23 protein-coding genes and 1 riboswitch are annotated in these 21,521 nt (G+C 60.6%); of the genes, 5 read left to right on the plus strand and 18 right to left on the minus strand.

Translation table 11 applies throughout. The features are described from left to right. Positions 1 to 123: 123 nt before the first annotated feature. Together AB5Y71_RS13985 and folE are read right to left on the minus strand one after the other, a co-directional pair. On the minus strand, positions 124 to 1,779 hold the full coding sequence (locus AB5Y71_RS13985) for a methyl-accepting chemotaxis protein (RefSeq protein ID WP_368171830.1): 1,656 nt from the start codon (positions 1,777 to 1,779) through the stop codon (positions 124 to 126). Between the two features lie 411 nt (positions 1,780 to 2,190). Continuing rightward, the gene (folE, locus tag AB5Y71_RS13990; protein WP_042054628.1) at positions 2,191 to 2,847 is read right to left on the minus strand and encodes a GTP cyclohydrolase I FolE; all 657 of its coding nucleotides are present in this window, start codon (positions 2,845 to 2,847) and stop codon (positions 2,191 to 2,193) included. A 309-nt stretch (positions 2,848 to 3,156) separates the two neighbouring features. Between folE and moeA the strand changes: the two genes are divergently transcribed. Together moeA and moeB are read left to right on the plus strand one after the other, a co-directional pair. After that, positions 3,157 to 4,383 carry a molybdopterin molybdotransferase MoeA gene (moeA, locus tag AB5Y71_RS13995; RefSeq protein WP_368171831.1) on the plus strand — a complete coding sequence of 409 codons (1,227 nt, stop codon included), beginning with the start codon at positions 3,157 to 3,159 and terminating at the stop codon, positions 4,381 to 4,383. Then, positions 4,380 to 5,135, plus strand: a complete 756-nt coding sequence (gene moeB / locus AB5Y71_RS14000) for a molybdopterin-synthase adenylyltransferase MoeB (RefSeq protein WP_113739138.1) — start codon at positions 4,380 to 4,382, stop codon at positions 5,133 to 5,135. The genes moeA and moeB overlap by 4 nt, the downstream gene beginning before the upstream one ends. Before the next feature lie 71 nt (positions 5,136 to 5,206). Here moeB and AB5Y71_RS14005 read toward each other — a convergent pair whose 3' ends face one another. The 16 genes from AB5Y71_RS14005 to moaA form a co-directional block, all read right to left on the minus strand. Further along, positions 5,207 to 5,983 carry an alpha/beta fold hydrolase gene (locus tag AB5Y71_RS14005; protein ID WP_368171832.1) on the minus strand — a complete coding sequence of 259 codons (777 nt, stop codon included), beginning with the start codon at positions 5,981 to 5,983 and terminating at the stop codon, positions 5,207 to 5,209. An 85-nt stretch (positions 5,984 to 6,068) separates the two neighbouring features. Continuing rightward, a complete protein-coding gene (gene modC / locus AB5Y71_RS14010; protein ID WP_368171844.1) occupies positions 6,069 to 7,151 on the minus strand; it encodes a molybdenum ABC transporter ATP-binding protein in 1,083 nt (360 codons plus the stop codon). Between the two features lie 14 nt (positions 7,152 to 7,165). Continuing rightward, a complete protein-coding gene (gene modB, locus AB5Y71_RS14015; RefSeq protein WP_005361814.1) occupies positions 7,166 to 7,846 on the minus strand; it encodes a molybdate ABC transporter permease subunit in 681 nt (226 codons plus the stop codon). Between the two features lie 111 nt (positions 7,847 to 7,957). Beyond that, the gene (modA, locus tag AB5Y71_RS14020) at positions 7,958 to 8,686 is read right to left on the minus strand and encodes a molybdate ABC transporter substrate-binding protein (protein WP_368171833.1); all 729 of its coding nucleotides are present in this window, start codon (positions 8,684 to 8,686) and stop codon (positions 7,958 to 7,960) included. 87 nt (positions 8,687 to 8,773) lie between these two features. Then, a complete protein-coding gene (moaE, locus tag AB5Y71_RS14025; RefSeq protein ID WP_368171834.1) occupies positions 8,774 to 9,247 on the minus strand; it encodes a molybdopterin synthase catalytic subunit MoaE in 474 nt (157 codons plus the stop codon). Between the two features lie 2 nt (positions 9,248 to 9,249). Beyond that, positions 9,250 to 9,495, minus strand: a complete 246-nt coding sequence (moaD, locus tag AB5Y71_RS14030; protein WP_120415736.1) for a molybdopterin synthase sulfur carrier subunit — start codon at positions 9,493 to 9,495, stop codon at positions 9,250 to 9,252. Then, positions 9,492 to 10,016 (minus strand): cyclic pyranopterin monophosphate synthase MoaC, encoded by a 525-nt coding sequence (gene moaC, locus AB5Y71_RS14035; protein WP_236268391.1) that lies wholly within the window; start codon positions 10,014 to 10,016, stop codon positions 9,492 to 9,494. Before moaC ends, moaD begins: the two co-directional genes overlap by 4 nt. Positions 10,017 to 10,025: 9 nt before the next feature. Then, a complete protein-coding gene (moaB, locus tag AB5Y71_RS14040) occupies positions 10,026 to 10,532 on the minus strand; it encodes a molybdenum cofactor biosynthesis protein B (RefSeq protein ID WP_107685088.1) in 507 nt (168 codons plus the stop codon). A 242-nt stretch (positions 10,533 to 10,774) separates the two neighbouring features. Next, positions 10,775 to 11,365 (minus strand): cytochrome c3 family protein, encoded by a 591-nt coding sequence (locus AB5Y71_RS14045; protein ID WP_005353459.1) that lies wholly within the window; start codon positions 11,363 to 11,365, stop codon positions 10,775 to 10,777. An 11-nt stretch (positions 11,366 to 11,376) separates the two neighbouring features. Next, positions 11,377 to 11,832, minus strand: a complete 456-nt coding sequence (locus tag AB5Y71_RS14050; RefSeq protein ID WP_005334452.1) for a nitrate reductase cytochrome c-type subunit — start codon at positions 11,830 to 11,832, stop codon at positions 11,377 to 11,379. Beyond that, positions 11,832 to 12,707: a quinol dehydrogenase ferredoxin subunit NapH gene (napH, locus tag AB5Y71_RS14055; RefSeq protein ID WP_368171835.1), complete on the minus strand. Its 876-nt coding sequence runs from the start codon at positions 12,705 to 12,707 to the stop codon at positions 11,832 to 11,834. The genes AB5Y71_RS14050 and napH overlap by 1 nt, the downstream gene beginning before the upstream one ends. Further along, positions 12,704 to 13,441, minus strand: coding sequence for a ferredoxin-type protein NapG (gene napG, locus AB5Y71_RS14060; protein WP_100653339.1), 738 nt, complete (start codon positions 13,439 to 13,441; stop codon positions 12,704 to 12,706). Before napG ends, napH begins: the two co-directional genes overlap by 4 nt. Positions 13,442 to 13,457: 16 nt before the next feature. Further along, positions 13,458 to 15,947 carry a nitrate reductase catalytic subunit NapA gene (napA, locus tag AB5Y71_RS14065; protein WP_319889900.1) on the minus strand — a complete coding sequence of 830 codons (2,490 nt, stop codon included), beginning with the start codon at positions 15,945 to 15,947 and terminating at the stop codon, positions 13,458 to 13,460. Between the two features lie 101 nt (positions 15,948 to 16,048). Further along, positions 16,049 to 16,303: a chaperone NapD gene (locus AB5Y71_RS14070; protein ID WP_031227438.1), complete on the minus strand. Its 255-nt coding sequence runs from the start codon at positions 16,301 to 16,303 to the stop codon at positions 16,049 to 16,051. A gap of 29 nt (positions 16,304 to 16,332) precedes the next feature. Then, positions 16,333 to 16,875, minus strand: coding sequence for a ferredoxin-type protein NapF (gene napF / locus AB5Y71_RS14075; RefSeq protein ID WP_064336554.1), 543 nt, complete (start codon positions 16,873 to 16,875; stop codon positions 16,333 to 16,335). Between the two features lie 239 nt (positions 16,876 to 17,114). Then, on the minus strand, positions 17,115 to 18,110 hold the full coding sequence (gene moaA / locus AB5Y71_RS14080) for a GTP 3',8-cyclase MoaA (RefSeq protein WP_041202018.1): 996 nt from the start codon (positions 18,108 to 18,110) through the stop codon (positions 17,115 to 17,117). Next, positions 18,098 to 18,238: riboswitch (molybdenum cofactor riboswitch) on the minus strand. It overlaps the preceding gene by 13 nt. A gap of 78 nt (positions 18,239 to 18,316) precedes the next feature. On the opposite strand from moaA, the gene narQ reads away from it, so the two are divergent. The 3 genes from narQ to AB5Y71_RS14095 all read left to right on the plus strand — a co-directional run bounded on the left by narQ (position 18,317) and on the right by AB5Y71_RS14095 (position 21,346). Further along, positions 18,317 to 20,029: a nitrate/nitrite two-component system sensor histidine kinase NarQ gene (gene narQ / locus AB5Y71_RS14085; protein ID WP_005334468.1), complete on the plus strand. Its 1,713-nt coding sequence runs from the start codon at positions 18,317 to 18,319 to the stop codon at positions 20,027 to 20,029. Next, positions 20,029 to 20,667: a two-component system response regulator NarL gene (gene narL, locus AB5Y71_RS14090; protein WP_005334471.1), complete on the plus strand. Its 639-nt coding sequence runs from the start codon at positions 20,029 to 20,031 to the stop codon at positions 20,665 to 20,667. Before narQ ends, narL begins: the two co-directional genes overlap by 1 nt. Before the next feature lie 103 nt (positions 20,668 to 20,770). Further along, complete coding sequence (locus tag AB5Y71_RS14095) at positions 20,771 to 21,346, plus strand: LON peptidase substrate-binding domain-containing protein (protein WP_005334473.1); 576 nt, start codon at positions 20,771 to 20,773, stop codon at positions 21,344 to 21,346. The last annotated feature ends 175 nt before the right edge of the window (positions 21,347 to 21,521 follow it).

Genomic DNA, 21,521 nt, shown 5'->3' on the forward strand with positions numbered 1-21,521 from the left:
TGTCGGATAAAGGGTCTGGTTCCGGCCGATTAGGCTGCGCTAATCAGCACTGCGATAAAAAAACTGCCAGAAACAACAAGGCCCCGTCACTGGACGGGGCCTTTTGCTATCTGCCAAACGCTCTTAGAGGGTAAAGCGCTGGGTCATATGGTGCAGGGTATTGGCCAGCTTGCTCAGCTCGACGCAAGCCTGGGCGATCTGATGAGCGCCCTGGGCATTCTCGTCAGCGGCATTGTGAATGTTGACGATGCTGCGGTTGAGCTCTTCGGTCACCGCATTCTGCTCTTCGGTGGCGGTGGCGATCAGGGTGTTCATGTCGGTGATGCGCACCACGGCACCATTGATGGTCTCGATACTGGTACCGGCATCCCGCGCCAGACCGACGCTCTCCTGCATCTGGTGACGGCTCAGCTGCATGGCGTTGCCCGCCTCGGCGGCGCGGCTCTGCAACAGTTCGATCATCTTGCTGATCTCGGCGGTGGAGTCCTGGGTACGCTGGGCCAATGAGCGCACTTCATCCGCAACGACCGCAAAACCACGGCCCTGCTCACCGGCACGGGCCGCTTCGATGGCGGCGTTAAGGGCTAGCAGGTTGGTCTGACCGGCGATATCGCGGATCACATCCAGCACCACGCTGATGTTGGCGCTGTCGGCCTCCAGCTGCTGCACTACTGTGCCTGCTTGCTCAATCTTGACCGACACCTCTTCGATGCTGGCAATCGAACTGCGTACCACTTCGCTGCCGGCAGCAGAGGTGCGGGAGGCATCCTTGGCGGCGCTCATGGCATCCGTGGTGTTGCGGGCCACTTCATTGACGGTGGACTGCATCTCGTTCATGGCTGTCGCCACCTGGGAGACTTCGTTCTGCTGGATAGCCATGCCGCTGGCGGACTGGCTGGAGATGGCGCTCACCTCCTCCACTGCGCTGCTGAGTTGGCTCACGGAGCCTGCGATCTCGCTCACCAGATCGGAGAGGGAGCCCTGCATCCGGTTGATGGCAGAACCCAGCTGACCCAGTTCATCGCGGTTGAAGCGGCTGTCACGGATCCACTGCTGCAGTTCGCCCTGACCCAGATCGCCATTGGCAATACGCTGGGCCTGACGGGCCAGCATGATCAGCGGATCGCGGATCTGGCGGGTCAGTACCACGGAGAGCAGCACCACAAGGATCAGACCGAGCACCAGCGCGATGGTGACACTCAGATTGGCGGATTGATAAGAGTCGACAATATCGCTGCGGGATTCAGACGCATAACCATGGTTAATCTGGATAAGGGAGGCCACTGACTTGCTCAGCGCGGTGTAAAGGGGAACCCCCTCCTCAAGGAAGATGCGTTGGGCTTCGGCAAGCTGATCGCTGTCTTGCAGCTGTTGGACTCGCTGGTGCAGGGCGACGTAACGATCCCAGTCAGATTTCACCGTATCGAAGGTACGGCGCTCCGCCACATCCTCAGGCCAGATCGTCTTGTCATGGGCAATCAGCTGCTGCGCGATCGCGTTAAGCTGCTGACTGGCAATATTCCGATATTCAGCCCTTTTCAGCGGCTCGGCGGCCACCACGAAATAACCCAGCTCATAACGACGCAACTCACCGAGAGAATCCCCGATCGCGCTGGTGCGATTAACCGCTGGCAAGATGCTGTCGGTAAACCGGATGGCAACATCATTCATGTTGCCAAACTGGACAAGGGAAAAACCGCCGATAAAGGCGACCATCAAACCGAGCACGGCAAAGCCGGCGGTGAGTTTTTTGCCTATGGTCATGGAACTGGTATTCATGGGATATCCTGGTGGTCGTTAAATTCGTAGCACTCGTCCGGTTCACGCCCTCCTGGCATGAACTATCTGGCCACCTGTTCAGTGGCGCACCATCCAACCTTGATGAATATCTCTGAATTCCATGAGCGGCAGCGAGAGCCGTGAGGGGGCGCTAGAGTAACCGGATTGTGACGGTTCGGAAAGAGTCTGCCCGGTTACTTTTTGTAAGGTGAAAACGAGGGGTTTTTCGTGTTCGATTAAATATACCGCTCAGATGAATAAATCGGAAAAATGCATAACGTTTGCATAAGGCAAGCCACACGGGCCAAGCCGTTGCAGGCCGCCACTCTCATCCGGGACCAATGAAAAACGCCAGCAATGGCTGCTGGCGTCTCGTTTATTCAGCGTGGCGGTTACAAAACAACCGCCATCTTATCCGCGCAGGCCACCGAGAAACTCGGCCCGGGTATCGGGCTGGGTCTTGAACACCCCGCCGAGGGAGGTGGTGGTGGTATAGGAAGTGGAGTCCATCACGCCGCGTGCCTTAACGCAGTAGTGGGTCGCCTTGATGCTGATAGCCACATCCTTGGTACCGAGCAGGGTCTGCAGCGCCAGCAGGATCTGCTGGGTCAGCCGCTCCTGCACCTGGGGACGGCGGGCAAAGAACTGCACGATTCGGTTGATCTTCGACAGGCCAATTACCTTGCCACGAGGGATATAGGCCACATGGGCCATGCCGTCGATGGTGACGAAGTGGTGTTCGCAGGTGCTGGTGAGGCTGATGTCCCGCACCATGATCATCTCGTCCACCTGCATCTTGTTCTCGATCACCGTCACCTTGGGGAAGGTGGAATAGTCGAGGCCGGAGAAGATCTCGTTGACGTACATCTTGGCGATGCGATGCGGCGTCTCGGCCAGACTATCATCGGCCAGATCCAGCCCCAGGGTCTCCATGATGGAGCGCATATGGCCTTCGATCTTCTCCCGCTTCTGCTGGCTGTTCAGCTCGTTGGTGACCAGGGGAGTTTCCAGTCCCTGGGCTTCGAGGGCAGCCCTGACCAGCAAGGCTTCCGGACTTAAGGTTGTCATTATCTTCTCTCCCACGCTCAGGGACTGTGAGGGCAGCTCAAGGAGCAACCCCTTATGTTATTGCGGCGCACAGGGCCGACGGTATCGCTGTAATGGTCGCCACACGGGATGTGACGGCCATCTGTTATGGCGGCATAGTAAACGGCCATTGCCGCCAAGATTCAAGTCAACTTGTGCGTCACCTCATACTTTATGGCCATCTCACCCCGTTTCAGCGCTGATTACCTCGAGATTCCCTTGAGATAACCTGCCCATCCCCGGGGAATTTTGTGATAATCCCGCCTTCAATCATAGAAAGAGGTCATGACGATGGGATTTGATACCAGCGGACTACTCCCCTTAAGCGATGCCCTGCAAGGGATGCTGGAGCAACTCGCCTGCTGCTGCGACAGCCAGCAGCTGCCCCTGCCAGAGGCTCTTGGCCGGGTACTTGCCAGCGATATCGCCTCCCCCCTCGCCGTGCCTCCGTTCGACAACTCCGCCATGGACGGTTACGCCGTGCGCCTTTCGGATCTCACTGCTGGCACCCCGCTCATCATGGCGGGCAAAGCGTTTGCCGGTCAGCCCTATCAGGGCGAGTGGCCCGCCGGCCACTGCGTGCGGATCATGACCGGCGCCCCGGTTCCCGCAGGCACCGATGCGGTGGTGATGCAGGAAGAAACGCAGGCCGACGGCGATCGGATCACTTTTCTTACGCAACCCGAACCGGGCCAGAATATCCGCCGCACCGGCAGCGATATCGGCAAGGGCGCCTGCGTGCTGCCAGCCGGCACTCGCCTCACCCCAAGAGAGATGCCACTGCTAGCCTCCCTCGGCGTGGCTACCGTCGCGGTGCGCCGACCGCTGAAAGTGGCCATCTTCAGCACTGGCGATGAGCTCAAACCGGTCGGTACCCCGCTCGCCCATGGCGATATCTATGACTCCAACCGCTACGGCGTGCGGGCCATGCTGGCGCGCATGGGCTGCGACTGCCTCGACCTTGGCATCATCCCCGACGATCCGGCCCAGCTACGCGCTGCCTTTATCCGCGCCGACGAAGAGGCCGATGTACTCATCACCACCGGCGGCGTCTCGGTGGGGGAAGCGGATTTCACCAAACAACTGCTGGACGAGCTCGGCGAGATTGGCTTCTGGAAGCTTGCCATCAAGCCGGGCAAGCCGTTTGCTTTTGGCCGTCTGCCCCGCGCCTGGTTCTTCGGCCTGCCGGGCAACCCCGTCTCCGCCATGGTCACCTTCGATCAGCTGGTGCAACCGGCGCTGGCCAAGCTGGCGGGCCAGCACTTCGAGCGCCCGCTCCAGCTGCAAGCCATTGCGGCCGAGCCACTCAAAAAGAGCCCGGGCCGACTCGACTTCCAGCGCGGCATCCTGAGTCAGGGGCCAAACGGCCTCGAGGTGCGCAGCACCGGCTCGCAGGACTCCGCCGTGTTCAGCTCACTGTCGCGAGCCAACTGCTACATCGTTCTTGAGCGCGAGCGGGGCCGCGTTGCCGCGGGCGAGACGGTGACCGTGGAGCCATTAGGGGGATTGCTGCTGTGAGCGAGATCCTGAGCGACGCCGAACTGCTGCGTTACAACCGCCAGATCATCCTCAAATCCTTCGACTTCGAGGGACAGGAGGCGCTCAAGCAGGCCCGTGTGCTGGTGATCGGCGCTGGTGGCCTTGGCTGCGCCGCCAGCCAGTATCTGGCGGTAGCCGGAGTTGGCCAGCTCACCCTGGTCGATTTCGACAAGGTGGAGCTCTCCAATCTGCAGCGTCAGGTGTTGCACAACGATGAGCGCATTGGCCACTACAAAGTAGACTCTGCCGCCCAGTCGCTGCGAACCCTCAATCCCTGGCTCAACGTCGAGACCCACGCTGCCGTGGCCGATGAGGCGCTGCTCGATACCCAGCTGCCCCGACATCAGCTGGTGCTCGATTGCACCGACAACCTGGCCATTCGCAACCTGCTCAACCAAAAGGCGCGCCAGCACAGGGTACTGCTGGTCAGTGGCGCCGCCATCCGGCTGGAGGGTCAGCTCTGTAGCTTCACTTGGCAGGAAGATGAACCCTGCTACGCCTGCCTCAGCGCCCTGTTTGGCGAGCAGGCCCTCACCTGCGTCGAAGCGGGCGTACTCGCTCCGGTAGTTGGTCTGGTGGGCAGCCTGCAGGCACTGGAAGCCATCAAGCTGCTGGCGGGCATGGGCAAAAGCTACAGCGGCCGCCTGCTGATGATCGATGGCCTGAGCGGCACCTTCCGCGAGATGAAGCTGCCCAAACGCCCCGACTGCCCCGTCTGTTCCCATCCTTGACGCAAACGGGATCAAAAAAAGCCGAACCCTGTGGTTCGGCTTTTTGGTATCTGCGCCTAACAACCCCTTTCTCAATGGGTCGTGAGGATCCGTTGCAACAGGTGATTAAAGCCCGAGGGGTCTTCCGCAGGCCAGGCGTGGTGGCCGTTGGGGGTGTGGATGGTGGCGTTGGGCAGGGCGGCAAACTGCTCTACCCGTTTGGCCAGCGGTAGGTAGTCGTGACTGGTGGAGATGATGGCCACCGGCTGCCAGATGGCGCCGAGCCGGGCGCGTACCGACCAGCCGGGTAACGCCTCCAGCAGCGCCTTGTAGGTTTTCTTTTTATTGCGCACGAAACGCAGCCGGAAGGTGTGGCGCACCTGTGCCAGATCCGGGCCCGGGAAGAGCTCGCGTCCCAGCCACCAGGCGAGCGGGCGCATGCCAAACCAGCGCAGCCACTTGAGGCGCTGGGCGTAACGCTCCTGCTCTTTGGGTGTATCCAGCAGAAACTCGCTAAAACCGTTGACCAGCACCAGCCCCTGCACCTTGTGGGGCAGTTGCAGCGCCAGCTCCAGCGCTACCATGGCCCCCAGCGACAATCCCACGACCCAGGCGGGTTCTGGCTGTGCGTCGAGCCAGTTCACCACATCGGCTGCCAGGGTCGCCACATCGAACGGCCCCTCCAGCATGCTCTGGCCGTGGCCGCGCAAGTCCAGCGCCACCACCCGGTAGTGTTCGGAAAACCGTTCGATCTGCGCCTGCCAGTCGAGGCTGGAGGAGCCCAGCCCGTGCAGCAGCAACAGCAAGGGGCCCTCCCCCGCACTGCGCAGGGCAAGACCGTTGAATTTCATCACCTGATTGCGGCGCATCAGTGTATTGCCTCTCGACTCATCACCTGAACCATCTCTTGTTGTTATGTTGCCCGTGGTTATCCTGCCACGGCACGGCGCCCAATCAGCCTTCGCTGACCAGACTCACCGCCTTGATATAAGCGTAGATCTGCTGCTCCGGCGCCAGCGCCAGCCGCCTGGCGGAGCGGCTGGTGATCCGGGCCAGCAGTATCTGCTCACCCAGCGCCAACTGCAACAGGGTCTGGCCGGGGCGCACCTCGCGCACCGCCAGCAGACGGGTGACGAGACAGTTGGAGAGACTGGAGTGCTCGATGGGGGCGGTGGCGATCACCACATCGCGCCCCGCCACCTTGATCTGCAAAGGGCCACTCTCGTCCGGCACATGGGTCATGGTGACCCGCAACTGCTGCTCACCAAGCTGCAGGGTCGCCATCTGCTCCCCTTCATCGTAGTGAGAGAGGGTCGCATCCAGCATCACCCCGGCATCGTCACGGCTGGCGAGCGAGAGATCGGTGCGGGCGAAAATCTCGCTCGGCCGGCCTTGCGCCTCCACCCTGCCACTTTCCAGCAGCACCAGCTGATCGCAGAGCAGGCTCACCTCCTCCATGGCGTGGCTGACGAAGATCATCGGGATACCGCTCTCCTGCTGCAACCCCTTGAGCACATGGGCCTGATGGATGCGGCTGCGCCGATCGAGCGCAGAAAAAGGCTCATCGAGCAGCAGCAGATCAGACTCGGCCAGCAGCGCCCGCCCCAGCGCTACCCGCTGGCGTTGACCGCCAGAGAGGGCATGGGCAGGCAGCCCCAGCAGATCGGCAAAACCGAGCCGAGCCGCCAGCGCTTCGGGCTGCCAGCGCCCTCGCCCCTTGCGGGCCGCCAGTTGCAGATTGCCGAGCACCGTCAGATGGGGGAAGAGGCGCGAGTCCTGAAACACCAGCCCGATCCGGCGCGCTTCGGGCAGAAGTTGAGCATACTCCCGATCGCGCCACCGCAAGCGATCCCCGCTTCGGCGATCGAGTCCGGCGATGATGCGCAGCAGTGTGCTCTTGCCGCAGCCGGAGGGGCCGAACAGGCCGAGGATCCCCCCCAGCTCGAGGGTCAGTGCGCAATCGAGGGTAAAGGGGTCAAACTCGCGCCGAACATAGAGGTTCAGGGCATGGCGGTGCGGCTCGTTCACTGGCGGCATAGTGGCGGGCTGGTTCATCCAAACACTCTCCGCTGTCTGCGCTGCAACACGCCATAGACCAGCACCAGCATCACCAGCGAGAAGGCCATCAGGCCGCCCGCCAGAATATGGGCGTTCTGATAATCCATCGCCTCCACATGATCAAACAGGGCGATGGAGAGCACCTGGGTTTCGCCGGGGATATTGCCGCCAATCATCAGCACCACGCCAAACTCACCCAATGTATGGGCAAAGCCGAGGGCCGCTGCCATCACAAAGCTCGGCAGAGTCATCGGCAAGATGATGTGGAAGAAGCGTTCCAGCGGGCCGAGCCCCAAAGTAGCGGCGGCCTCCAATTCCTTGTTGCCCATGTTGACGAAAGCGGAGGTGAGCGGCTGCACCACGAACGGCAGCGAATAGAGGATGGAGGCAAACAGCAGGCCGAGAAAGCTGAAGGCAAGAGGGGCACCAAAGGTGTCGCGCCACCAGGCGCCGAAGCCATATTCAGGGGAGAAGGCGAGCAGCAGATAAAAACCCAGCACTGTGGGGGGCAGCACCAGCGGCAGCGCCACCAGCGCCTCCACCAGCGGCCGCAGCCGATTCTGACTGCGCGACAGCCACCAGGCCAGCGGCGGAGCCAGCAACAGCAAAATCGCTGTGGTGCAGGCCGCAAGCTTCAGGGTGAGCCAGACCGCCAGCAGATCCCCTTCACTCATTGCCGACCTCCCGGTTGATAAATGCCCCCAACGGCATGGTATCCATCCTTATTGCAAAGAGTGGCCGACCCGAAGGCCGACCACTCAGGGTATCGCATCAGGCCCATCCCCTTATTGGGGCAAGGCATAACCAGCTGCCTTGATCTGCGCCTGACCCGGCCCCTTGAGCCAGGCGACCAGCGCCTCGACCGCACTCCCTTTCTTCAATACCAGCCCCTGCTGTTCGATGGGGGGATAGAAGTCAGCCGGTACGGCCCAGGCTTCACCGGTCTTGTCCGCTTCCACCAGATTGGCCCAGGCGACAAAGCCCAGCTCGGCATTGCCGGTGTCGACAAATTGCCAGGTCTGGCCGATGTTGGCACCGGTCAGCAGCCGGTACTGCTTGGGATCGATCTTGAGATGGGTGAGGGTCGCCATGGCGGCAGCACCATAAGGAGCTGTGCGGGCATTGGCGATGGCGAGGTTGCCTTTCCAGCTACGCAGGGTCGCCTCGTCAGGGGCCGGCCCCCCTTTCTTCCAGAGCCCCAGCTGGCCGATGGCGTAGGTGAAGCGATCGCTCCCCTTGCCCTCTTTTTCCAGCTTCTCGGGGGTCGCCGCATCGGCGGAGAGGAAGAGATCGAACGGTGCGCCGTGACTGATCTGGGTGTAGAGCACTCCGGTGGCGGCAGACGAGATGGCCAGGGTGTGGCCGGTCTTGGCGGTGAACTCCTTGCCGATACGCTCGATGGTTCCCTTGAAGTTGGCCGCCACAGCCACTTTCACTTCATCGGCCTGCACGGCACCGGTATGCAAGGTGGCGGCGCAGACGCCGACGATGACAACAGATAACAGCGGTTTCATTCCCTTTCTCCTGATGGGGCCCGCACATCCGCGCCCCTTGGCGGGGCCGTGGTTCCCGTTGAACCTGCGCCCCTCGTGATGAACAGGTCAGGCTTGCCAGCGGGCGGCGGCGGCGTAGTCGCTCTCCTTGGCCTCGACCCAGCGTTGCACCCCCTCGGCGGTCAGCTCTTTTTTCCAGAACGGCGCCCGGGTTTTCAAGAAATCCATGATGAAGTGACAGGCGTCAAAGGCGGCGTCGCGGTGGGCACTGCTCACCGCCACCAGCACGATCTGATCGCCAAGCCACAACTCGCCGATACGATGAATGAGGGTACACTCCTGCAGCGGCCAGCGGCGACGGGCCTCCTGCACGATATCGGCCAGCGCCTTCTCGGTCATACCGGGGTAGTGCTCGAGGGCCAGCCCCTTCACCTCCTCCCCCTGATTGAAGTCGCGCACCTTGCCAACAAAAGTGACGATGGCGCCACTGTCTGGGCGGGTGGCTAGGCGGGCATATTCGTCCGCCAACGAGAAGTCGGCCCGCTGGACCAGAATGCGATCGGTCATGGTTGCCTCGCTCATCCTTAACCTCCGGTCACCGGCGGGAAGAAGGCCACCTCATCGCCATCATTGATGGGGGTATCGAGGGGCACCAGGGTCTGGTTGACCGCCACCAGCAGTTTGCCTGACTCGAGGGCGAGTGCCCACTTGTCGCCGCGTTCACAGAGCGCCGCACGCAGTTGCTCCGCAGTGGCATAGTCGCACGGCAGGCTCAGTTCATCACAGGCCACCAGCTCTCTTACTTGCGCAAAAAACAGTACCTTGATCATGCTTGCTCCCCGCTATTTGACCCCAGCTGAAAATGGCCGGACTTGCCGCCCTTTTTCTCTACCAGCCGCACCTGTTCGATCACCATGTCCTTTTGCACCGCCTTGCACATGTCGTAGATGGTCAGCGCCGCTACCGACGCTGCCGTCAGCGCCTCCATCTCCACCCCGGTCTTGCCAGAGAGCTTGCAGAGGGTGCGGATATGCACCTTGTGCTGCTCGGGCAGCGGCACTATCTCCACCTCGACTTTGGTCAAGGCCAGCGGATGGCAGAGGGGGATAAGATCGGCGGTCTTCTTGGCAGCCATGATGCCTGCGATGCGGGCGGTGGCGAACACGTCCCCCTTGTGGTGCTGGCCGCTCAGGATCAGCGCCAGCGTCTCGGGGGCCATGGCAACAAACGCCTCGGCACGGGCTTCGCGCTCGGTCACCAGCTTGTCAGTGACATCCACCATATGGGCTTCGCCGCTCTGGTTCAGATGCGTCAGGTTGGGCTGGGTCTGCTTGGGATCGGTCTGGTTCATCGTTTGCTCTCAGAGGTGGGAGACAAAGTTGCACGGCTTGGTGCGGGCATCGAGCTGATCGCGGATCAGTTGCTCCCAACCCAGCTGGCAAGCGCCAGTGGAACCGGGCAGACAGCAGATCAGGGTGCGATTGGCGAGTCCCGCCAGCGCACGGCTCTGCATGGCGGAGCCTTTAATCTCGGCAAAAGAGAGTTGACGGAACATCTCGCCAAAACCCTGTACGGTGCGCTCGAACAGCACACCGACCGCTTCCGGCACCCGGTTCTGTTCGTTGAAGCCGGTACCGCCGTTAATCAGTACCACCTGCACCCCCTCCTCGGCGATCCACTCGCTCACCCGCGCGCGGATGCGAAACAGGTTGTCGGGGCAGAGCGCCCGATCGGCCAGCTGATGGCCCGCGTCGGTAAGGGCCGAGACCAGATAGTCGCCCGAGCTGTCATCGGCGGCGGTGCGGCTGTCGGAGACCGTCAGCACGGCAATCTTGAGGGGAATAAATGCGTTGTGTTTCTGTCCCATCGGGCAGCTCCTTGTGGCTATGGGCCGTCAACGAGGCAGGAAGAGAAGGGGTATGAGAGGCCAGCTGTCAGGGCGCAAAAACGGACGCAGACAGGGGTGACCAACTTGCTCAAGCGTGTGACGGCGGGCTGATTCTATCAAAGGTTTCACGAGATATGGGATTTAAAAGACACACAAATCTGATGCTTGTCCCATATATGAACAAAACGCAGGCCGGGCAAACCCGGCCTGTCGTCGCAGGATCAGAACCCTTTCACCCCGGTCATGTCGGGCAGCTGGTGAGCAATCCCCTTGTGACAGTCGATGCAGGTACTTTCACCACTGGCCAGATTGGTAGAGTGCATCTTGGCGGCACGCTGCCCCTGCAGGGAGAAGTCCATGTACTCGAAGTTGTGGCAGTTGCGGCACTCGCGCGAATCGGTCTCTTTCATTCGTTGCCACTCCCGCTCCGCCATCTCGCGCCGGTGCGACTCGAACTTCTCACGGGTATCCACCTTGCCGGTGATCATGCCCCACAGCTCCTTGGAAGCCTGCACCTTGCGGATGATCTTGTAGGTCCACTCGTGCGGTACGTGGCAATCCGGGCAGCTGGCCCGCACGCCGGAGCGGTTGGCGTAGTGGATGGTGTCGCGATACTCCTCGAACACGTTGTCCTTCATCTCGTGACAGCTGGTGCAGAAGGCCTCGGTGTTGGATGCTTCCATGGCGGTGTTGAAACCACCCCAGAAAATCACGCCACCGAAGAAGCCCATCAGCAAGATGACCCAGAGAGCCGCCTTCGATGGTGACTTGAAGGTGGTCCACAGACGCTGGATAAAGCCGGGTAATTTCATCTATGGATTCCTCAGTTCAGCGCTTCAACCGGTTTAAAAGTATTTTCCACCAGCGGCTTGGCATCCGCTTGCGGTACATGGCACTGCAGGCAGAAGTAGCGACGCGGCGACACTTCACCCAGGGTCAGGCCGTCGCGGGTCTCGAAGTGAGTCGGACTGATCTTGGGGGCCTTCATGGCACTGGCATTCTTGAAGCTGTGGCAAGCCAGGCACTTGTTGACCTTGGTGTCCACCTCATAGTTGCGAATGTCATGGGGGATCAGCGGCGGCTGATGCATGTACTGGCGATCGTAGGGCGCGCCATCCTTGCGGAAGTTTTTCAGGGGCGCGGCGGTGGCATCGGTCACCAGATCGGTGGCGCCACGCTCGGACTTGAGGCCACCGGTACTGTTGGTGATCTCGGGGGCCGCTGCCATCAAGGATCCCGCCATCAGGCAGGCCAGCATTGCTCCAATCAGCTTTTTCATTATTTGTTCTCCGACGTTTTTTCTGCCTTGACGGCAAAACCTACAGTGATTTCAAAAACTTGCTCCGCGCAGACATCGATGCAGCGGCCACAGTTGGTACACTCCTGAGCCGCAATCAAGGGCCCGTGACCGCGCTTGGCACCATGAACAGGCCCGCGCAGGATGGGACGCTCCGGGCAGACCGCATAACAATCCATGCAGTTGTTGCACCGCTCGCGCCCCTTGGCAGAAATCTTGATAAATCCGACCCGGTTGACCAGGGCATAGAAGGCCCCCACCGGACAGAGATGACCGCACCAGCCCCGCTCAACCACGAAGAGATCGAACAGGAATAGCGCCGCCAGCAGGGCCCAGCCCGCCCCCATGCCAAACAGCAGACCGCGCATGGCGAGCGACACCGGATTGACCAACTCCCACGCCATCATCCCGACCCCCGCTGGCACCACCAGCACCATGGCCAGCAACCAGTAGCGGGTCGCACGGCTGAACTGGCCGTTGCCCTTTAATCCAAGTCGCCCCCGGAGCCAGGCTGCGGCATCCGTGATGAGGTTGACCGGACAGACCCAGGAGCAGAACACCCGCCCCCCGACCAGCCAGTAACCGGCCAGCACGATGGCAGCCCCCAACCAGAGGGTGGTGATGGGCCAGTGGCCCGCCATCAGCGACTGCAACAGCGTGAGGGGATCGGTCAGCGGCACAGTCTCCAGCAACAGCGAGCTGGAGAGGTTGCCCTTGAGGATCCAGATACCCGCCAGCGGCCCCAGCAAAAACAGCCCGAGCACGCTGAACTGACTCAGCCGACGCAGCAACAGGAAGCGGTGGGAACGCCACCACCCCAGCTTGATGCGAGCCTCTTCCCCCGGATAACGACTCATAACCCCTCCGGTTTGCGGGTGGGCAGGGTGAGCCTGTCGCCGATGAGCGACTTGTTCCCCGCCTTGGCCTTCTCTTCCCAGCCGAGTCGGTAGTGATGACCCAGCTCACCTTTGGCGAGCTGACGTGGCACCACCTTGATGGCGGCCTCCTCCAGCACGCAGGCATGCTCACACTTGCCACAGCCGGTACAGACATCGCTGTGTACCGTGGGCAGGAACATGGCGTGTTTGCCGGTACGCTGGTTATGCTGCAGCTCAAGAGTGATCGCCTTGTCAATCAGCGGGCAGACCCGATAACAGACATCGCAGCGCAGCCCCAGATAGTTGAGGCAGGTCTCGTGATCGATGAGCACTGCCACCCCCATCCGGGCCTGATCGATGTCGGTCATCTGCTGATCCAGCGCCCCGCTCGGACAGGCCACCACACAAGGGATGTCATCACACATCTCGCACGGCACGGCACGCGCCTTGAAATAAGGAGTACCGGTGGTCACAGGGTCAAACAGCCGGGCGAGCTTGAGGGTGTCGTAGGGGCACGCCTCGACGCAGAGCCCACAGCGCACGCAGGCGCTGAGGAACTCTGCTTCATCGAGAGCGGCGGGCGGACGCAGCGCCTGAGCAGGCACAGCTTGCGCCTGCTGGCGGGCCACGCCACCGAGCCCCACGCCAAGCAGGCCCACACCGCAGGCCCCCTTGGCCATGTCGGCCAGAAACTGGCGACGACTACGACTCATCTCGTACTCCCCCGCCTTAAGCCTTCATCACCTTGACGGCGCACTTCTTGTAATCGGTCTCTTTCGAGAGCGGATCGGTGGCATCCAGGGTCAGCTTGTTGACCAGCTGGCTCGCATCAAAGAAGGGCATGAAGACCAGTCCTTTCGGCGGACGGTTGCGACCACGGGTCTCTACACGGGTCTTCACCTCGCCACGGCGGGAGGAGACGATCACCTCTTCGCCACGACGCACGCCGCGAGCCTTGGCATCGTCCGGGTGCATGAAGAGCACCGCATCCGGGAAGGCGCGATAAAGCTCGGGTACCCGACGGGTCATGGTGCCGGTGTGCCAATGCTCCAGCACGCGACCGGTGGAGAGCCACAGATCGTACTCTTTATCGGGCGACTCGGCGGCGGGCTCGAACGGCAGAGCGAAGATGACCGCCTTGCCATCGGGCTTACCATAGAAGCGCACCCCCTCGCCCGCTTTCACATAGGGGTCGAACCCTTCACGGTAGCGCCACAGGGTCTCTTTGCCATCTACCACCGGCCAGCGCAGACCGCGCGCTTCGTGGTACTGATCGAACGGTGCCAGATCGTGACCGTGGCCACGACCGAAGGTGGCGTACTCTTCGAACAAGCCCTTCTGGACGTAGAAACCGAAGTGCTCGGCTTCGTCGTTCAGCATCCCCTTGCTCTGCTCTTTCGGGAACTGGTTGACCTGACCGTTGGCATAGAGCACATCGAACAGGGTTTTGCCCTTCACTTCCGGCATCTTGGCAATCAGCTCAGCCGGCCAGACTTCCTCAACCTTGAAGCGCTTGGAGAACTCCATCAGCTGCCACAAGTCGGACTTGGCCCCTTCCGGCGCTTTCACCTGCTGGTGCCAGAACTGGGTGCGGCGCTCGGCGTTGCCATAGGCCCCCTCTTTCTCCACCCACATGGCGGTGGGGAGGATGAGGTCAGCGGCCTGGGCAGTGACGGTCGGGTAAGGGTCAGAGACCACGATGAAGTTGCGCGGATCGCGATAGCCAGGCAGGCGATCGGTATTCATGTTGGGGCCGGCCTGCATGTTGTTGTTACACATCACCCAGTAGGCGTTGAGCTTGCCATCTTTGAGCATGCGATCCTGCAGCACGGCGTGGAAACCCACCTTGTCGGGAATGGTCCCCTCCGGCAGTTTCCAGATCTTCTCGGCAATGGCGCGGTGTTTGGGCTCGGTCACCACCATGTCGGCAGGCAGACGGTGGGCAAAGGTACCCACTTCACGCGCGGTGCCACAGGCAGAGGGCTGACCGGTCAGTGAGAAAGGACCATTACCCGGCTCGGAGATCTTGCCGGTCAGCAGGTGGATGTTGTAGCAGAGGTTGTTGGCCCAGACGCCACGGGTATGCTGGTTGAAGCCCATGGTCCAGTAAGAGACCACCTTCTTGCTCGGGTCGGCATAGAGCTTGGCCAGCTTTTCCAGCTTCTCTTTGGAGACGCCGGAGAGCTTGGAGACCGACTCCACATCGTAATCCGCCACGAACTTGGCAAACTCCTCGAAGGTCATCGGAGTGGCATCGCCACTGTCCGGGTTCTTCGCTTTCTGCTGCAGCGGATCGGTCGGGCGCAGGCCGTAACCGATGTCGGTGACCCCCTTCTTGAACACTGTGTGCTTGTTGACGAAGTCCCAGTTCACCTTGTCGTTCTGGATGATGTAGTTGGCGACATAGTTGAGGATCGCCAGGTCGGTCTGCGGAGTGAACACCATGCCGTTGTCCGCCAGCTCGAAGCTGCGGTGCTCGAAGGTCGAGAGCACGTGCACCTGCACATCCGGGTTGGAGAGGCGACGATCGGACATCCGCGACCAGAGGATGGGGTGCATCTCGGCCATGTTGGAGCCCCACAGCACGAACGCATCGGCCTGCTCGATATCGTCGTAGCAGCCCATCGGCTCGTCCATGCCGAAGGTACGCATGAAGCCGACGACCGCAGAGGCCATGCAGTGACGAGCATTGGGGTCAATGTTGTTGGAGCGGAAACCGGCCTTCATCAGCTTGGCGGCGGCATAGCCTTCCCAGACGGTCCACTGGCCGGAGCCGAACATGCCGACAGCGGTCGGCCCCTTCTCTTTCAGGGTTGCCTTGAACTTCTCGGCCATGATGTCGAACGCCTGATCCCAGCTGATGGGGGCAAAGTCGCCATCCTTGTCGAACTGGCCGTTCTTCATCCGCAGCATCGGCTGGGTCAGGCGATCCTGGCCATACATGATTTTGGAGAGGAAGTAACCCTTGATGCAGTTGAGGCCACGGTTGACCGGCGCATCGGGGTCACCCTGAGTCGCCACGACCCGACCATCCTGAGAGCCCACCAGCACGGAGCAGCCGGTACCGCAGAAGCGGCAGGGAGCCTTATCCCAATGGATGGCCGTCTTGTCGGTACTGGTGATGAGATTGGCTGCCAGCGTGGGGGCACTGACACCGGCCACGGCAGCGGCAGCTGCCACCGCGTTGGCCTTCATAAAGTCGCGTCGACTCAGCTTCATGGCATATCCTCACATTGCTTATCGCGTAATAGTTGTCGAATCTGTCGAACGGGAGCCAGCCATCAGCGGCAGAGGGCACGCCCGGCATCCCATCACTCTTTTCAGTGACCGCCCAGTTCATCGAACTGGTGGTAAATCAGGGCGGCAGAGAGCACACCCGGCATCGCCTGTATCGCATCAATGGCCGCCATGATCGGCCGCTGGCTCGGACCTTCCAGGGTCACGACCAGCTTGCCCTCGTCACTGACGGCGTGGATCTCGGCCCCTTCAAGGGCGCCAATCTGCTCGGCGAGCTGATGGCGCAAAGGGGGCTGGGTCAGCACCACCAGACTCGATACATGGAACTCCTGATCCATTGTGGCTTCTGTGTCACACGGCTTCTGACTCATTCTGACTCCTGCTTGAGGGTGGGCTGATTCGCACCACCGGATGGGGCGGCTCGCCCGTCGACCTTGATGCTGCCAACTGGACAATCCTGCACACAGGCGCCGCAGCCATTACAGCGATCCGGCTCGACCGTCGGGGTGGGCACACGCCCCAGCACCGGAATAAAACGAATGGCATTGGGCTCACAGCTGTCCTGACAGCGCTGGCAGAACACCTGACCATTGGCCAGACAGTTGGCCTCGACATGGGCCTTGTAGTGCCAGGGGGACTCGCTGGTCGGGCGAAACACAGGCGCCTTGCAGACCGTGGCGCACTCGGTGCAGAAGGTGCATTCGCCACGCTGGAAATCGACCACCGGAAAACCGCCCTCGCCATTCACCAGGATCTGCTCCGGACAGGCCGCCAGACACTCCCCGCAGCGGGTGCAGTCGGCGACAAATGCCGACCAGTTGACTGACCAGGGCAACTGCACCGGCGGTTCGGCAGTTCTCAGCCGCCCCCGGAACAGGCCGCGGCGGGCAAGATCGATCTCATCCGGCATGTTGACTCCTGTTCTGGTGAAAAAGGGGACAGTGCGAGTCCATGATTGGCATTCTTGATACCAATTATAAGAGTGGGTGTATATTGCGGCCCTGACAAGGTAAGGGATATACCACCAGGGAGATAAACAGGGGGGATTCTTGCGCCAGATCAAAGCCTTGCAGCGCAATAAAAAAGGAGGTATCGGTTAAAATACCTCCATGTGAGGATTGCTATTTAATCGTTGGCGATTTTTTGCGGTTATCCGCCGATCGAGGCGAGATGAGGGGTGATGCCGGCATTGCCCTCATGAAGACGATGGGTGGCACTCTTGCCCGCCAGTGCCGCGCGAATGCGCTGTTGCAGCTCATCAGATTGTGCATCTGCGCCGAGCAGATCCCGCAGGTCGATACCGTTGTCGCCAAACAGGCACAGATGCAGCTTCCCCAGCGAGGAGACCCGCAGCCGGTTGCAACCGGCACAGAAATCTTTGCTGTAGGGCATGATGAGCCCCACCCCACCTTGCGAATCGGGGTGCATAAAGACCTGCGCCGGACCGTCATCCGTGCCCCGCAACTGCTGCACCCAGCCACTCTCCAGCAAGCGCTGTTTGATCTGCTCCCCGCTGACATGGTGGTCACGAAACAGGGTATCCATCTCGCCGGTCTGCATCAGCTCGATAAAGCGCAGCTCGATGGGCTTGTGCCTGATCCAGCCCAGAAAGGCATCGAGCTGGTAGTCGTTGAGCCCCTTGAGCAGCACCGCATTGATCTTCACCGATTTGAAACCGGCGGCGAGCGCTGCTTCGATCCCCTCCATCACCTCGGCCAGCTTGTTCTCACCGGTGATCTGGTGAAACTGGCGCGGGTCGAGACTGTCGACACTGACATTCAGCGCGTTGAGTCCGGCATCAAACCACTCCTGAGCCCGCTCCTTGAGGCGATAGCCGTTGGTGGTCATGGCGACCTTCTCGATGCCTGGGGTGGTGGCAATCACCTTGACGATCTCGGTGAAATCGCGGCGCAGGGAGGGCTCGCCCCCCGTGATGCGCACCTTGCGGGTGCCCATGGCGGCAAAACCACTGACCACACGGCGGATCTCGTCAATCGAGAGAAAGGGTTGACGCCCCGCTTTGTGACCTTCCGGGGGGCGATAACCGTCAGGCAGGCAATAGGTGCAACGGAAATTGCACACATCGGTCACTGACAGACGCAAATAGTAAAAACGACGGGAAAAACCATCTTCAAGTGGCAACATAAACACCTTTCCAAATACGGGAGGCCAGGGCATTTCTTTCCTGACCCTTACAGCTCGAACGTCGGCTGACGGCTGGTTTCCCCCTATCGCTAGGACTTAGGCAAAACCGCTCGGAGTTCATCTAGTTTTTCGATGCTAACACAAGTTGGAGTACACTCCCACGCATCTTGCGGGGTCCTTATCACTATTCAGAGGTGCGCATCAGTATGGGAAAACGGTTCAGGGTCCATTCGGTCAGCAGTGCCATTGGCCGCGCCATGGTGTTGATCCTCTTCATGGCCAGCCTGATCGCGCTGGTCGCCATGGTCACCCTCTTCTACTCGGTGCCCGATGCCAAGGCGATCAACCTCTCCGGTTCGCTGCGGATGCAAGCCTACCGGATGGCCTACGAAATCGAGCGGGGCGACAGCGTGCTGGGGCGCCTCTCCCAGTTTGAAGAGACCCTGCATGCCGAAGAGCTGCAGGAGACCCAGCGCTGGATCACTCCTGCCTCCCTGCGTCGCACCTATGGCGAGGTGCTCGGCCAGTGGCAGGTGATGCGCCAGCACATCGAGGATCGCACCCCCAGACGGTACACCGATAACACCGAGCAGTTTGTGGCGGCCATCGACAATTTCGTCAATCAGATGCAGTACCACGTGGAATTCAAGGTGCGGATGCTGGCACTGGCGGAGGGGCTCGGCCTGCTGGCCATCATCACCATCGCCTGGTTCACGGTGCGCTTCACCCGCCAGCAGGTGGTCGCCCCCCTCAACCAGCTGGTCTACTGCGCCCGCCAGATCCAGCGGCAGGATTTCGATCTTAAGCTGCCCGCCCACGGCGAAAACGAGCTGGGGGAACTGTCGCGCGCCTTCGTCACCATGGCCGACGAGCTGGGCAAGCTCTATCGGGAGCTGGAAAACAAGGTGGAGGAGAAAACCGCCAAGCTGCAGCAGGCCAACGATACTCTCTCGTTTCTCTACTCGACCGCCCAGAAGCTGCACGCAGCTCCGCTCAGCACCCGTACCCTTATCAAACTGCTGGACCGTGCCGCCGCCCACCAGCATATCGACCACATCCGGCTAACCCGCTTCGAGCACAACGCCATGCCGGTCTACATCTCGGGGCGCACCGGCTGGCCCGGCGATCTCGATGCGGTCGCCAGCTTCTATCTGCAGATGGATGAGCAGGAGTTCGGCCGCCTCGACATCATCAGCCAGCACCCCATCGATGAGCGGTTGATTAAAAACTTCACCATGCTGCTGGCCCAAGTGCTGCACAAAGACCAGACCCTGCTGCAACAGCAGCGACTGCTGCTGATGGAGGAGCGGGCGGTGATCGCCCGGGAGCTGCACGACTCGCTGGCGCAGGCCCTCTCCTATCTCAAGATCCAGTCCACCCTGCTCAAGCGCTCTTACGCCAAGGGGCAACATGACAAGGCGCAGGAGGCGATGCAGCAGATCGACGAGGGGCTTAGCAATGCCTATACCCAGTTGCGCGAACTGCTCGGTACCTTCCGTCTCACCATTGGCGATGCCAATCTGGGGGAAGCGATCCGCGTCATGCTCGATCAGCTGCAACCCCAGACCCAGGCCGAAATCCGGTTCCATTACGGACTGGCCGACAACGACCTGGAGGCGGGCCAGCATATCCACATTTTGCAGTTGATCCGTGAGGCAGTGCTCAATGCCATCAAACATGCCAACGCGCAAGTGATTGATGTTAGCTGTGAGACCCTCGCCAGTGGTAACATTGAGGTTCAGATTTCAGATGACGGTGTCGGGATCGGACTCGCCAGCTCGGCGATCAACCATTACGGGTTGAGCATCATGAACGAGCGCGCCAGCAAACTGCACGGTCTGCTGACCATCAACGAGCAGCAACCACAAGGCACCTGCGTGCATCTGACCTTTCCCACCAGTCTAGCGAGAGACGCCTGATGGACGAGATGAAATACACAGTTCTGGTCGTAGATGACCATCCCCTCATGCGCAAAGGGATTGTGCAGTTGCTGGCTCTGGAAGAGAACATGGAGGTGACCGGTGAAGCCTCCAACGGCACAGATGCCGTGGCGCTGGCCAAAGAATCAGAGCCGGACCTGATCCTGCTCGACCTCAACATGAAGGGGCTCTCCGGCCTCGATACCCTCAAGGCGCTGCGGGCCGAAGAGATCACCTCCCGGGTGGTGATCCTCACCGTCTCCGATGCCCGTCAGGATGTGGTGGCTTTGCTCAAGGCCGGTGCCGACGGCTACCTGCTCAAGGATACCGAGCCTGATCTGCTGCTGGCACAGCTGGCCGACGTGATGACCGGCAAGCAGATCCTGAGCGAACCGCTGCGCCCCTATCTCGAAAACATCTACGAGCTGGATCACCTGCAGCAGAAGCTGGAAAGCTTAACGCGTCGCGAAATGCAAATCCTGCGCGAAATTGCAAAAGGCCTCTCCAACAAACAGGTCGCCTCGGTACTCCATATCTCCGAGGGAACGGTCAAGGTTCACGTGAAGAGCCTGCTGAAGAAACTCGAGGCGCAAAGCCGCGTGGAAGCGGCTGTCATGTATCTGGAGCAGCGCAACTAAGCGCCCTCAACCGCCCGAAAAGCCACCCTCCGGTGGCTTTTTTCATTCTCTGGCACAGTCGCTGCATTGTCATATTCAGCAACTACTCAATGGAGGATGGAACATGAAACTACAACCTTTGGCACTGTTCCCCTTGCCTTCCCACATACTGCCGGGCGGCAAGCTTCCTCTGCGTCTGTTCGAGCCACGCCACCTGCAGATGCTCAAGGAGTCATTCATCAACGATCAGGGCTTTGGCATCGTGATGGAAGAGTCGACCACCTCGGGACAATCCGGCCGCATTCTGCCGGTGGGCACCCGGGTCAAGGTGACCGACTTCTACACCCTCAATGATGGCCTGCTGGGTGTGACGGTGCTGGGACTGGAGCGCTTCTGCATCCACGAGATGGAAACAGACGAGATGGGCCTGCGCCGGGCCAAGGTGGAGATGCTGCCCAACTGGCCGAGCACCCACTCCGATTTCAACGACAAGCTGCTGGTCAATCGCCTGCGGGAAGTGTTCGAGCAGTATCCGGAGCTTGATGAGCTCTATCCGGACAAGCGCTTTGAAGATGCCGCCTGGCTCTGCCAGCGCTGGCTCGAGATATTACCGATGCCGATTTATGAAAAGCAGATGCTGATTGCCAAACAAAACAGCGAAGCGGCCCGTAAATTCCTGCATCGCCTGATTTCACAATGACAAAAACAGCGTTGCAAAATGCAATTATTCCAACAATGAAAATGTGAAATTCGCATTTTGCGACTAAGTAGGAACGCAAAACGCCATAACAAGAGAGAGCCGCTGCGCTAAACGGCCAAAATTGAACACAAAAGAGTCCCAAAAAAGTTGGCACAGATTTTTCATATAGATTGAT

This window comes from Aeromonas sp. R9-2 (assembly GCF_040908025.1).
Classification (GTDB): domain Bacteria; phylum Pseudomonadota; class Gammaproteobacteria; order Enterobacterales; family Aeromonadaceae; genus Aeromonas; species Aeromonas veronii.